Annotated in this window: 10 protein-coding genes; 6 read left to right on the top strand and 4 right to left on the bottom strand. The window is 67.2% G+C overall.

The genetic code is table 11. The annotated features are described in order from the left end of the window. Positions 1-76: 76 nt before the first annotated feature. Entirely contained in the window at positions 77-280 is a 204-nt protein-coding gene (locus tag SSKA14_RS14215; protein ID WP_008264850.1) for a TonB-dependent receptor, read from the bottom strand. Positions 281-578: 298 nt separating this feature from the next. On the opposite strand from SSKA14_RS14215, the gene SSKA14_RS14210 reads away from it, so the two are divergent. The 6 genes from SSKA14_RS14210 (at position 579) to SSKA14_RS14185 (ending at position 10469) form a co-directional block, all read left to right on the top strand. Further along, complete coding sequence (locus tag SSKA14_RS14210; RefSeq protein ID WP_040007852.1) at positions 579-3044, top strand: GH92 family glycosyl hydrolase; 2466 nt, start codon at positions 579-581, stop codon at positions 3042-3044. A gap of 96 nt (positions 3045-3140) precedes the next feature. Beyond that, positions 3141-4190, top strand: a complete 1050-nt coding sequence (locus SSKA14_RS14205; RefSeq protein WP_008265359.1) for a LacI family DNA-binding transcriptional regulator — start codon at positions 3141-3143, stop codon at positions 4188-4190. Positions 4191-4249: 59 nt separating this feature from the next. After that, positions 4250-5563: an L-fucose:H+ symporter permease gene (gene fucP / locus SSKA14_RS14200; RefSeq protein WP_008265126.1), complete on the top strand. Its 1314-nt coding sequence runs from the start codon at positions 4250-4252 to the stop codon at positions 5561-5563. A 7-nt stretch (positions 5564-5570) separates the two neighbouring features. After that, on the top strand, positions 5571-6566 hold the full coding sequence (locus SSKA14_RS14195) for a carbohydrate kinase (protein ID WP_008267508.1): 996 nt from the start codon (positions 5571-5573) through the stop codon (positions 6564-6566). Then, on the top strand, positions 6563-7789 hold the full coding sequence (locus tag SSKA14_RS14190; RefSeq protein ID WP_008265210.1) for an AGE family epimerase/isomerase: 1227 nt from the start codon (positions 6563-6565) through the stop codon (positions 7787-7789). Before SSKA14_RS14195 ends, SSKA14_RS14190 begins: the two co-directional genes overlap by 4 nt. Before the next feature lie 61 nt (positions 7790-7850). After that, positions 7851-10469, top strand: a complete 2619-nt coding sequence (locus SSKA14_RS14185; RefSeq protein ID WP_008264589.1) for a glycoside hydrolase family 2 protein — start codon at positions 7851-7853, stop codon at positions 10467-10469. A gap of 108 nt (positions 10470-10577) precedes the next feature. Here the strand turns inward: SSKA14_RS14185 and mtnC are convergent, their stop codons facing one another. The 3 genes from mtnC to SSKA14_RS14170 all read right to left on the bottom strand — a co-directional run bounded on the left by mtnC (position 10578) and on the right by SSKA14_RS14170 (position 12568). Further along, positions 10578-11273, bottom strand: a complete 696-nt coding sequence (gene mtnC / locus SSKA14_RS14180; RefSeq protein WP_008268027.1) for an acireductone synthase — start codon at positions 11271-11273, stop codon at positions 10578-10580. Between the two features lie 3 nt (positions 11274-11276). Further along, complete coding sequence (locus SSKA14_RS14175) at positions 11277-11834, bottom strand: acireductone dioxygenase (RefSeq protein ID WP_008264891.1); 558 nt, start codon at positions 11832-11834, stop codon at positions 11277-11279. A gap of 92 nt (positions 11835-11926) precedes the next feature. Continuing rightward, positions 11927-12568: a methylthioribulose 1-phosphate dehydratase gene (locus SSKA14_RS14170; RefSeq protein ID WP_008267983.1), complete on the bottom strand. Its 642-nt coding sequence runs from the start codon at positions 12566-12568 to the stop codon at positions 11927-11929. Positions 12569-12944 lie beyond the last annotated feature (376 nt).

Below are 12944 nucleotides of genomic sequence, written 5' to 3'. Positions count from 1 at the left end.
GCTGCCGTGGAGGAACGTCCCCGCCGGAGCGGGGCGTGGATTGTGCCGGGGCAGGCCCGGGCAACCCGGTGTGGCCTTAGAACTTCCAGGTGGCGCCGAAGTAGAGCTGGCGGCCTGCGTAGGTGTTGGAGATCAGGCGGGCCTTGCTGTCGTTGCCCAGGTGCACGCGCTGCTCGGACTTGGTGGCATTGATCACCGATGCGGTCAGGGTCCAGTCCGGAGTCAGGTTGTAGGCCACGTTCAGATCGAGCTGGTCATACGGCTCGGTGTAGACCGTCATACCGTATCCCAGGCCGCCCCCCACCCGGCCGCGACGGTTGAACGACGAGCGCGGGCGGAAGGCGTGCACTTCGGCAGGTGCAGGGCGGCAGCCCTGCCGAACACCCCCTCTCATGCTGCGGCGCAGAATGCATTCGGCGGAATCGGCATGCTCTACTTGAATCGATCTAAATTCACGGTTCAACGGGTCGCGCGTCATTCCAGGGGAAGCTGTCTGCCGGTCAAGGGCGGAGCTCGGTGGAACGGTGCCGGACGGCCCGCGCCGTCTGCCTCCGTGTCATCGACTACAGGAACCCGACATGCGTCCAGTGCCGTCCGCTCCCGCCGTCCCATCGTCTTCGCGCCCGCTGGTGCGCCTGGCCTGCCTGCTCGCCCTGTCGGCCACGCCGATGCTGTTGCAGGCCGCGCCGGTGGCGCTGGAACGCGAGGTCAATACCTTCATCGGCAGCAAGGACGACGGCAACACGTTCCCGGGCGCGTCGGCGCCGTTCGGCCTGATCCAGGTCAGCCCGATCGGCAGCCACTATTCCGGCTGGCGCTATGACGATGACAAGATCCGCGGCTTCGGCCACTCGTTCATCTCAGGCGCCGGCTGCTGGGAGCAGGGCGGGCAGGTGTCGGTGCTGCCGGTGACCGGCTCGATCGGCCCCGGTGGCGATTTCGATACCGCCAACCCCAAGCAGTTCGACCACAAGGCCTACGCCGCGTCCTATACCCACGACGGCGAGATCGGCCAGGCCGGCTACTACAAGGTGCGCCTGACCAGTTACGGCGGCATCGATGCCGAGACCACCGCACGCACCCGTGCCGCTGCCGAACGCTATACCTTCAGCCAGCGCCAGGGCGAGGGCCACGTGCTGGTCAACGTCGGCCAGGCCAACGAGCGCCATTCGGTGATCGGCAGCGTGGTTGATGTGGTGGGCGACCGCGTGGTCGAAGGCAAGCTGGTCACCAAGAGTTTCTGTGGTGGCCATCAGTACACCACCTGGTTCCGCATCGAGTTCGACCGCCCGTTCAAGGCGCATGGCACCTGGGGCGAGGGCGGTGGCCTGCCGGGTGCGCGCCACAGCATGGAAGGCGAGCAGAAGCCGAATGGTGCCTGGCTCAGCTTCGACCTGGCCAAGGGCCAGTCGGTGACCGCAGTCAGTGCGATCTCGCACGTGGACGCCGAGGGCGCGCGCATCAACCTGCGCGCCGACGGCATGCAGGGTGGGGTGCTGCTCGGTTTCGACCGCATGCGCGCGCTGTCGCAGCAGGCGTGGCGCGAGCAGCTGGGCCGGGTGCGCGTGCAGGGCGGCAATGCTGACGACCGCGCCGTGTTCTACAGCGCGGTCTACCACGCGCTGCTGCAGCCGATGACCGGCAACGATGCCGACGGCCGCTACCGTGGCTATGACGATGGCATCCATCGCGCCGATGGCTGGACCTACTACGAGTACTTCTCGCTGTGGGATACCTACCGTGCGCAGAACCAGTGGCTGGCACTGACCCGCCCGGACGTGGCACGCGATATCGGCCGCACCCTGCTGGCAATCGATGAGCAGGGTGGCTGGCTGCCGCGCTGGGGCTATGCCAACTTCGAGACCAACATCATGACCGGCGACCCGGTCACGCCGTTCATGGTCGACCTGTGGCGCTTCGGCGCGCTCAGGGGCCGTGAATCGCAGGCGTGGGATGCGCTGCGCCGCAATGCGTTTGGCACGCCGCCGCTGAACTCGCGCATGGCCGGCCGCTCCGGCAACCCGACCTACCTGGACAAAGGCTACGTGGTCTACGACCGCGCGTTCCCGTCCAAGGGCATGGACGTTGATCCGCATCACGGCGGCTCGGCAACGCTGGAGTATGCGCTGGCCGACTGCGCGCTCTCGCAGATGGCTGATGGCCTCGGCCATGCGCAGGACGCGGCGACGCTGCGTGAGCGCGGCCGCAACTGGCGCAAGGTGTGGGACCCGCAGGTGCGTGATGCCGAGACCGGTTTCACCGGCTTCCCGCGCCCGCGCACCGAGGATGGCCAGTGGTACACGCCGGCCGATGGCCACTACAGCCCGCGTTCGCACCACGGCTTCCATGAAGGTACGGCATGGCAGTACCAGTGGCTGGCGCAGCAGGACGTGCCGGGCCTGGTCGAAGCGATGGACGGCCGCGAGCAGGCCGGCCGCCGCCTCGACGCGTTCTTCGCGATGGACGCGCTGCAGGCCGATCCGCTCAATGCCGCCCGCAAGGAGTGGGTGGTCGGGCCGTACAGCTACTACAACCAGTTCCGCTACAACCCGAACAACGAGCCGGACCTGCATTCGCCGTGGCTGTACACGCTGATCGGCCAGCCGTGGAAGACCGCGGCGGTGGTGCGCGCCGCGCAGCAGCTGTTCACCAATGCGCCGAACGGCGTGACCGGCAACGATGACCTCGGCACGATGTCGGCCTGGTACCTGTTCAGTGCCATCGGCGTGTACCCGGCGGTGCCGGGCAGCGGCCAGTTCCTGCTGCACACCCCGCGCTTCAGCAAGGTGGAAGTGGACATGGGCAATGGCCGTACCCTGCGCATCGACGCGCCGGGTGCGGATGGCCGGCGCCTGCAGTACGTGCAGGGCGTGAAGGTCGATGGCCAGGCGCATGCGCCGGTCTGGCTGGACTGGAGCCGCCTGCAGCAGGGCCCGCGCCTGCAGTTCGCGCTGGACGCGAAGGCGCCGGAGCAGGGCTGGGGCACGGCGGTGAAGGACCTGCCGGTGTCCTGGTGCGCGGCACCGGGCAGCCAGCTGCGCTGAGCCGGACTGTGCCGTTCGCGGTGACCCAGCGAACGGCACGGCACGACACGGCCCTGATCCATTAGGCTTGAGCCTCCAGCGGAGTCCGGGAAGACGATGAACGACAACGGCAGCAGTTCCAGCAAGCGCGCCGGCAAGGCGGTGACGGTGACCGACATCGCGCGTGCCATCGGCGTGTCGCGGGCCACCGTGTCGCTGGTGCTGCGCGGCAGCCCGCTGGTCAACGTCGATACCCGGGCCAAGGTCGAGGCCGAACTGCGCCGCCAGCGCTATGTCTACAACCGCGCGGCGGCCAACCTGCGCCGTCGCACCTCGTCGAGCATCGCGCTGGTGATCAACGATCTGTCCAACCCGTTCTTCGCGGAGTTTGCCTCCGGCGTGGACGAGGCGCTGGGTGGACGCGGTTACGTGACCCTGCTCGGCAGTACCGGTGAATCGCCGGAGCGCCAGCAGGCGGTGCTGTCCACACTGATGGAGCACACCCCGGCCGGCCTGATCCTGTCGCCGGCCGAAGGCAGCGATACCACGCAGCTTCGGCAGGCATTGGGTGCCAACGCCAACGTGCTGCTGTTCAACCGCGAACTGGAAGGTGCCGACTGGGACTTCCTGACCCTGGACAACCAGCACGGCGCCTATCTGGCCACGCGCCACCTGATCGAGCGCGGCCATCGCCAGATCGCGTTCTTTGGTGGCCATGCCGCCTCCAGTTCATGCCATCAGCGCCGCGCCGGTTTCCAGCAGGCGCTGGCCGAGGCCGGTCTGTCGCTGCCGCCGGGCTGGATGATCGAGTCGGCACCGAACCGCCTGGAAGCCGCGGCGCGCACCGATGAGCTGTTTGCCGATGGCCATCGTCCCAGTGCGGCGGTCTGCTACAACGACACCGTGGCGCTGGGCCTGATGCTGGGCCTGAACTCGCGCGGCATCCGTCCGGGCGGTGACTTCGCCGTTACCGGTTTCGATGATATTTCCGAGGCGTCGGTGGCGGTGCCGCCGCTGACCACGCTGACGGCCGACCCGCGCGAGCGCGGTCGCCAGGCCGCGGCGCTGCTGCTGCAGCGGCTGGACGAACCGGATGCGCCACCGCGGCGCACGGTCGCGCCGGTGCAGCTGCGCATCCGTGAAAGCAGCGCCGCAAGGCCGAACTGATTCCTTTCCTGCCCCCTTCCACGCAACAACGACCTTCCGCGCATCGAGGCGCGTACCGCATGCCGATCTCCGCAACGCCCCGTCCATCGGGTTCTTCGGGCAACGCACCCGCCGTCACCAACGGCAAGGCGCTGGCCGTGGTCACCACGATCTTCTTCATGTGGGGCTTCCTGACCTGCCTCAATGACATCCTGATTCCGCACCTGAAGGCAGTGTTCGAGCTGAACTACGCCAAGGCGATGCTGGTGCAGTTCACCTTCTTCGGCACCTACTTCCTGATGTCGCTGCCGGCGGGCCGGTTGGTCGCCGCGCTGGGTTACAAGAAGGGCATCGTGGCCGGCCTGGTGATCGCCGGCATCGGCGCGCTGGGCTTCTGGCCGGCCGCCGAGCTGCGCGTGTATGGCGCCTTCCTCGGCGCGCTGTTCGTGCTGGCCAGCGGCATCACCGTGCTGCAGGTCGCCGCCAACCCCTATGTCGCGCTGCTGGGCCCGGAACAGACCAGCTCCAGCCGCCTGACCCTGGCGCAGGCGCTGAACTCGTTGGGCACGGCCATCGCGCCGATCTTCGGCGGCATGCTGATCCTGTCCAACACGGTGAAGAGCGCCGATGACATCGCGGCACTGCCGGCCGCCGAGCAGCTGGCCTACCGTGCCGCCGAGGCGCAGGCCGTGCAGGGCCCGTACGTGGGCCTGGCGGTGGCGCTGGTGCTGCTGGCGCTGTTCGTGTTCCTGTTCCGACTGCCGGCGTTGAGCGATGCCACCGAGCAGGCCGACCAGGGCCACCACCACAGCTACCTGGATGCGCTGCGCAAGCGCCACCTGTTGCTGGGCGTGCTGGGCATCTTCTTCTACGTGGGTGCCGAAGTGTCGATCGGCAGCTTCCTGGTCAACTACCTGTCGATGCCGAACATCGGCGGCTTCAGCGAGCAGCAGGCCACGCACTACGTGTCGGCCTACTGGACGATGGCGATGATCGGCCGCTTCGCCGGTTCGGCGCTGCTGGCGCGCTTCTCGCCCAGCCGCCTGCTGGCGATCTTCGCGCTGGTCAACGTGGGGCTGCTGGTCACGACCATGCTGAGCTCCGGCAATGTCGCGCTGTATTCGGTGGTGGCGATCGGCCTGTTCAACTCGATCATGTTCCCGACCATCTTCGCGCTGAGCATCGAGCGCCTCGGCCCGCTGACCAACAAGGGCTCCAGCCTGCTGATCATGGCCATCGTCGGTGGTGCCGTGGTGCCGTACCTGCAGGGCGTGCTGGCCGATCACATCGGTGTGCAGGCCAGCTTCATCCTGCCGCTGCTGTGCTACGGCTACATCATTTTCTACGGACTGGTCGGCGCGCGTACGCCGGCCTCCGCAACGCAGGGAGGCTGAGTCCGGAATGGGTGCCATCGTTTGCTTCGGCGAAATTTTGATCGATCTACTAGCGCAGCCGCCGGCCTCGGCCGATACCCCGCGCGCGTTCCTGCAGTACGCCGGCGGTGCGCCGGCCAACGTCGCCGTGGCCGCCGCGCGGCTGGGTGCGAAGACCCAGTTCGTCGGCATGCTCGGCCGCGACATGTTCGGCGACTTCCTGGCCGACAGCCTGGTCGAGCACGGCGTCGGCACGGATTACATCGTGCGTACCGACGCGGCAAAGACCGCGCTGGCCTTTGTTGCGCTGGACGCCACGGGTGAGCGCAGCTTCAGTTTCTACCGCCCGCCGGCGGCAGACCTGCTGTTCCGTGACAGCGACTTCCAGGACGCATGCCTCGACAGCGCACAGTGCTTCCACGTCTGCTCCAACAGCCTGACCGAGCCGGCCATCGCCGAGGCGACCTTCGCCGGCATGGACCGTGCCCGTGCGGCCGGTGCGGTGGTCAGCCTCGATCTGAATCTGCGTCCGGCACTGTGGCCTGCCGACGTCGATCCGACGCCGCGCCTGTGGCAGGCACTGGAGCGCGCCGACCTGGTCAAGCTGTCGCGCGAGGAACTGGACTACCTGGCGGCACCGCTGGGTGCCGACGGCGAGGCGGTGGTGCTGAAGCGCCTGCTGGCCGCGCAGGCACGCTGGGTGATCGTTACCGATGGTGCAGCCACGCTGCACTGGTATACCCGCGACAACCACGGCACGGTCACCAGCTTCCGCGTGCCCACGGTCGATACCACGGCGGCCGGCGATGCCTTCGTCGGTGGCGTACTGGTCGGCCTGCTGGAACGGGGCGGCGCGGGCGCAGGCTTTGCCGCGTTCTGCCAGGACCCGGAGGCGATCACCGCCACGCTGCGCTTTGGTGCCGCCGTCGGCGCACTGGCGGTTACCCGCAAAGGCGCGTTTGCCGCGATGCCCTCACTTGATGAAGTGCAGCAGCTGCTGCAGGCCCAGGACATTACCGCATGAGCACCTCGCCCGATTTCCGTTCGCCCACGTTCCTGCGTGCGCACATTGCCGACACGATGGCGTTCTACCACCCGCGCTGCATCGATCCGAACGGCGGCTTCTTCCACTACTTCCGTGATGACGGCAGCATCTACGATGCCAGCCATCGCCACCTGGTCAGCAGCACCCGATTCGTCTTCAACTATGCGATGGCCTACCGCGAGTTCGGCAATGCCGAATACCGCGAGGCGGTCGAGCACGGCGTGCGCTACCTGCGCGAGGTGCACCGCAACCCGGCCACCGGCGGCTATGCCTGGACCCTGCGCGATGGCAAGGTCGAGGACGACATGAACCACTGCTACGGCGTGGCGTTCGTACTGCTGGCCTACAGCTGCGCGCTGAAGGCCGGCATCGATCAGGCCCGCGCGTGGATGGACGAGACCTGGCAGCTGCTGGAAGCACGCTTCTGGGAGCCGCAGCACGGCCTGTACAAGGACGAAGCTGATGGCCAGTGGAACTTCACCGGCTATCGCGGCCAGAACGCCAACATGCACATGTGCGAGGCGATGCTGGCCGCATTCGAGGCCAGTGGCGAGCAGCGCTACGTCGAGCGGGCGCTGCAGCTGGCCGACAACATGACCCGCCGCCAGGCCGCCAAGGCCGGTGGACTGGTGTGGGAGCACTACGATTCCAACTGGGAAATCGACTGGGACTACAACCTGGACGACCCCAAGCACCTGTTCCGCCCGTGGGGCTTCCAGCCGGGTCACCAGACCGAGTGGGCCAAGCTGCTGCTGATCCTCGATCGCCACGTGCAGGCCGACTGGCTGGTGCCGACCGCGCAGCACCTGTTCGACGTGGCCGTGGCGCGCAGCTGGGACGACGCCCGCGGTGGCCTGTACTACGGCTTCGCACCGGAATCGCGCCGGCAGCCGGGCATGGACGGCGCACCGATCGGTGGCGACAGCTTCGTCTGCGATGACGACAAATACTTCTGGGTGCAGGCCGAAACGCTGGCCACCGCCGCACTGATGGCCAGGCGCACCGGCGATGACCGCTACTGGCAGTGGTACGACCGCCTCTGGGCGTATTCGTGGGAGCACTTCGTCGACCACCGGTACGGCGCGTGGTTCCGCATCCTCGATGCCGACAACCACAAGTACAGCGACGAGAAGAGCCCGGCCGGCAAGGTGGATTACCACACCATGGGTGCCTGCTACGAAGTGTTGAACGTCGTGCGCTGAGGCGCGCTGAACTGGAATCGGTAGCGCCGGGCTACGCCCGGCGGCAGAACAGGAGCATCACGTGCATCGCCTTTCCTTCGTTGTCCGTCTGCTCCTGCTGCTGATTGCAGCCTCCGTGTTCCCGGCGACCGCAGCCCCGCTGCAGGCGCAGTGGGAGTTCCGCATGCTGCCCGGCAACGCCCAGGGGGCCGCCCATCCGGGCCTGCAGCAGTGGCGCGGGGCCACGGTGCCGGGCAGCGTGCACACCGACCTGCTCGCACACGGGTTGATCCGTGATCCCTACGTCGGTGCAGCCGAGGCCGAGCTGCAATGGATCGGCCTGGCCGACTGGGAGTACCGCGCCCGTTTCGACGTGGATGCGGCGACGCTGGCCAAGCCCAATGCCGAGCTGCGCTTCGATGGGCTGGACACCTATGCCGAGGTCAGCCTCAACGGCAAACCGCTGCTGCGCGCGGACAATGCGCATCGCACCTGGCGCGCGCGCGTGGAGGGCCGGCTGCGGGCCAAGGGCAATGAGCTGCAGATCGTGTTCCGTTCGCCGATCCGCACGCTGCTGCCGGGCGTACAGGCCATGCCGCACAAGATCGCTGGCAACTATCCGTCGCCCTATGGTGATGAGCCGAAGGACGCGATGGTCGGCAACTTCGCGCGCAAGCCGGCCTACCACTTCGGCTGGGACTGGGGCCCGCGTTATGTCACCGCCGGGGTCTGGCGTGGCGTCGACCTGCAGGCCTGGGATGCGCACCGCCTGACCGATCTGGCCGTGCGAACCGATGCACTGGACGCCCAGCAGGCGAAGCTGGCGGTGCTGCTGCAGGTGGAGCAGGGGGCACTGCCGGGCTCGGCCGTGGTGCATGTGGAGGTGCGCGATCCGCAGGGCCGCAACGTGGGCCAGGTGCAACGCACGGTGCTGCTGAAGCCCGGCCAGAACATCGTTGAGCTGCCGGTTGAGCTGACCAAGCCGCAGCGCTGGTGGCCGGTGGGTCATGGTGCGCAGGATCGTTACACCGTGCAGGCGCGCCTTGACGACGGCAGCACTGCAGAACTGGCGCGCGAGCAGCGCATCGGCCTGCGCACGGTCGAACTGCGCCGCGAAGAAGACGGCAAGGGCGGGCAGGGCTTCGCTTTCGTCATCAATGGCGTGCCGATCTTTGCCAAGGGTGCCAACGTGATTCCGTTCGACGCATTCCCCGCACGCGTTGATGCGGCGCGACTGCGGCAGGTGCTGACCGCAGCGCGCGATGCCAACATGAACATGTTGCGCAACTGGGGCGGCGGTTATTACGAGGATGATGCGTTCTTCGACATCGCCGATGAACTGGGCCTGCTGATCTGGCAGGACTTCATGTTCGGCGGTGGCATGCAGCCGGGCTACGATCCGGCGTTCCGTGCCAGTGTGGTCGCCGAAGCCCGTGACAACGTGCGCCGCCTGCGGCATCACCCCAGCATCGTGCTGTGGTGTGGCAACAACGAAGAAGAGACCGCGTGGAAGGACTGGGGCCATGGCCGTGATCTGAAGGCGGCCGACCCGGCATTTGCTGCGAAGGTCTGGCAGGGCTATGTCGACCTGTTCGGCAACGACCTGCGCCAGGTGGTGGGTGAGGACGGCCTGGGGGTGCCGTACTGGTCCAGCTCGCCCAGCAACGATCTGGACGAGAAGGCCAACGATTCGACCCGCGGCGACAAGCATTACTGGCAGGTCTGGGGCAATCCGGCGCTGCCGGTGCAGGCCTACCTGCGCGAGACCCCACGCTTCATGTCCGAGTACGGGCTGCAGGCGTGGCCGTCGGTGGCGACGGTGGACCAGATCGCCACCCGCGCCGAGCAGCGCATCGACAGCCCGGTGATCCGCGCGCACCAGAAATTCATGGCCGGCGAGGGCAACAGCCGCCTGCTGCACTACGTCGAACTGGGCTACGGCACACCGAAGGACTTCGAGGATTTCGTCTACCTGAGCCAGGTGATGCAGGCCGATGGCATTGCACTGGCGGCACTGCATCATCGCGCCTCGCGGCCGTACACGATGGGTTCGCTGTACTGGCAGCTCAACGATGTCTGGCCGGGGGCTTCGTGGTCAAGCGTGGACTACTTCGGCCGCTGGAAGGCGCTGCATTTCGCCGCGCGGCGCTTCTTCGCGCCGGTGACCGTGGCCGCGCTGCGCGACGAGGGCCGTACGCGGGTGCGGTTGCTCAATGATGGCGCCGCGCTGGATGCGCGCTGGCGGCTGCGGGTGATGGACGTGGACGGCAAGGTGCTGCGCCGTCGCGAGCAGGCGGTAACCATGGCTGCTGCCGGCGTCACCGACATCGGCACCTACAGCGATGCCGAGCTGCTGGCTGGCGCCGATCCGAAGCGGACGGTCGCGGTGTTCGAGCTGCTGCAGGACGGCAGGGTGAGTGCGCGGCAGGTGGTTGGCTTCGTCGAAGCCAGGGACCAGCAGTTGCCGCGACAGAAGCTCAAGGCCGCCCTGAGCATCGAGGGCGACCACTATCGCCTGCGGCTGGAGAGCGCGATGTATGTACGGGCGGCGTGGATCGACTTCGGTGCGCTGGACGTGCAGGTCGAAGACAACCTGCTGGACCTGTTGCCGGGGGAAACCCGCGATATCGCCGTACGCGGCCCAGTGGATCTGGCTGCCCTGCGCGAAGCGCTGAAGGTAAGGACCCTCAACGATCGTTGAGGGCGGTGCATCCCGCCTTGCACGACGCCAACCTCGCCGCTTTGGTAGGTGCCAACCTTGGTTGGCACACCCGGAACATGCCAACCAAGGTTGGCATCCACCGGTTGATTACAGCTGGATCTGCTGGAAGTTCTCGACCCGCTCGTGGCCGTTGGCGGCCTGGCCGGTGCGCGGCAGCGGGTAGTCGTCCAGGCGGTCGATCAGGCGGGTCTGCAGGCCTGCTTCGCGGGCGGCGTCGAGTTCTTCGACCACGTCGGACAGAAACAGGATCTCACCCGCCGGCACGCCGATCGCCTGCTGGATGTGGCGATAGCTGTCGGCCTCACGCTTGCCGCCCACCTCGGTGTCGAACCAGCCCGACACCAGCGGGCTGAGGTCACCGGCATCGCTGAAGCCGAAGAACAGTTTCTGTGCCGGTACCGAGCCGGAGGAGTACACGTACAGCGGCAGGCCGGACGCGTGCCAGCCCTTCAGCACCGGCGCCACTTCCGGGTAGAAGTGCGCGGTGTAGTCGCCGCGGCGGTAGCCTTCGTCCCAGATCATGCCTTGCAGCGCCTTCAGCGCGGTGTGTTTGCGGTCCTGGTCGATCCAGCCCTGCAGCGATTCGGCCACCAGACTGTCCTGGCAGGCGCCGCCGATCTCGGTGGCCACCGCATCCAGCCAGCGGCGAACCTCCGGCTGCTGGCCATGCTCGGCCACGAACGCGGGCAAGGCCTTGCGGGCGTATGGGAACAGCACGTTCTTGACGAACGAGATGCTGCTGGTGGTGCCTTCGATGTCGGTCAGGATGACGCGGGGCTGCATGGATCAGGACGCCTGGGTGGGTACGTAACGGGGGAACTTCTGCGCGATGTCGGTGCCGGTGAAGTGCCCGACCCAGCCATCCGGCTCGGTGAAGAAGCGGATGGCCACGAAGCTCGGCTCATCGCCCATGTCGAACCAGTGGGTGGTGCCATCGGGTACGGCGATCAGGTCGTCCTTCACGCACTCGATCTCGTAGACCTTGTCACCTACGTGCAGGGTGAACAGGCCCGAGCCGGCCACGAAGAAGCGCACCTCGTCTTCCTTGTGGAAGTGTTCGTCGAGGAACTTCTTGCGCAGTTCCGCCCGGTTCGGGTTGTCCGGGGCGATCGAGGCCACGTCCACGCTCTTGAAGCCGCGCTCTGCGACCAGGCGGTCGATGTCGGCGCGGTAGGCGGCGAACACTTCATCCTGGCTGGCACCCGGAGCGACCGGCGCGGTGGCCTGCCAGCGCTCGAAGGTGACACCGATCTTCTGCAGTTCGGCAGCGATGATCGCGCCGTCCTGGCTGTCCAGCAGTGGCGATTCGGGGCGGGTGTCGTCGTAGATGCGCAGTCGGCTCATGGCGGCAGCTTGAACGTCTCGGGGGGAAGACAGGGTAGCAGGGTGGGGGCGAGGTGCAGATTCCGGATCGGCATCTGCACCTGCACGCGGGTTCAGCCGCGCAGCTTGCGCAGTTCCAGCTCGCAGTGGAACAGGAACTCGAACGCTTCCAGGTGGCGGCGCGCCTCGGCCATGTCGCGACCCCAGGCATACAGGCCGTGGCCGTCGATCAGGTAACCCCACAGGTTCTGCCGGTCCAGCAGGTCGTCGACCTGTTTCGAGAGCACATTCATGTCCTGGGTGTTGGCGAATACCGGCACGTCCACGGCCATTTCATGGGTGCTGTTGCCGGCGAAGGCCTTCAGCAGCTCGTAGCCTTCCAGGTGCACGTGGCCCTGCGGCGCATACAGGCGCGAGGCGATAGTCTGCACGGGCGAATGGGTGTGCAGGACGCAGCCGATCTCCGGGAAGCGGCGGTAGAGCTGGGTGTGCAGCAGGGTTTCGGCCGATGGGCGCAGCGGGCGGCCGACGGCCTTGCCGTCGAAGTCCACCACCATGATGTCGTCCTCGATCAGGCGGCCCTTGTCCTTGCCCGACACGGTGATCGCGGCGTGGCGGTCATCCAGGCGGTGGGAGAAGTTGCTGCTGGTGGCCGGGGTCCAGCCGGCGTGGGCCAGTTCGCGGACGTTGTCGATCAGCAGCTGGGCCAGTTCGCTCAGGCGCGCGGTGTCGTACGGGAAGGTGGGGGCGTTCATGCCGGAGATTTTACTGGATTCGGCCAACGGCTGAGCCCCTCGCGGCTGCTCTCAGAAGCAGATTCCGTGGGTTGGCCGGTCGGGTGGGCTGCGCAGGGGACGCCGTGAACCCGTCCTTGGGGGCTTGGCCGCGGCATCCATGCCGCGGACACCCCTGCGCAGCCCACCCGACCGGCCACGGACAGGTTCCGGCGTGCGGCCAGCCACGGAGTGAAGAAGGAAAAGCAAAAAGCGGGTCGCTTCGCTGCGCTTGCTCGGAGCCGAGCATGGCTCGGCTCTACAGGGAATTCATCGACCGGAGAGAATTCATCTCTCAGACGCAATTCATCCACGCATGGCGTGGATCTACTGGACGTGCCAGCAGACTGTCGGAGGT

The sequence above is a fragment of the Stenotrophomonas sp. SKA14 genome, assembly GCF_000158575.1.
Lineage (GTDB): Bacteria > Pseudomonadota > Gammaproteobacteria > Xanthomonadales > Xanthomonadaceae > Stenotrophomonas > Stenotrophomonas forensis.
Note: the sequence above shows the minus strand (reverse complement) of the source record. Positions and strands in the feature narration are given on the sequence as shown.

Excerpts from the sequence above, each read along its gene's own strand:
- SSKA14_RS14215 (WP_008264850.1), bottom strand. The coding sequence starts at position 280 with ATGACGGTCTACACCGAGCCGTATGACCAGCTCGATCTGAACGTGGCC.
- SSKA14_RS14210 (WP_040007852.1), top strand. The coding sequence starts at position 579 with ATGCGTCCAGTGCCGTCCGCTCCCGCCGTCCCATCGTCTTCGCGCCCG.
- SSKA14_RS14205 (WP_008265359.1), top strand. The coding sequence starts at position 3,141 with ATGAACGACAACGGCAGCAGTTCCAGCAAGCGCGCCGGCAAGGCGGTG.
- fucP (WP_008265126.1), top strand. The coding sequence starts at position 4,250 with ATGCCGATCTCCGCAACGCCCCGTCCATCGGGTTCTTCGGGCAACGCA.
- SSKA14_RS14195 (WP_008267508.1), top strand. The coding sequence starts at position 5,571 with ATGGGTGCCATCGTTTGCTTCGGCGAAATTTTGATCGATCTACTAGCG.
- SSKA14_RS14190 (WP_008265210.1), top strand. The coding sequence starts at position 6,563 with ATGAGCACCTCGCCCGATTTCCGTTCGCCCACGTTCCTGCGTGCGCAC.
- mtnC (WP_008268027.1), bottom strand. The coding sequence starts at position 11,273 with ATGCAGCCCCGCGTCATCCTGACCGACATCGAAGGCACCACCAGCAGC.
- SSKA14_RS14175 (WP_008264891.1), bottom strand. The coding sequence starts at position 11,834 with ATGAGCCGACTGCGCATCTACGACGACACCCGCCCCGAATCGCCACTG.
- SSKA14_RS14170 (WP_008267983.1), bottom strand. The coding sequence starts at position 12,568 with ATGAACGCCCCCACCTTCCCGTACGACACCGCGCGCCTGAGCGAACTG.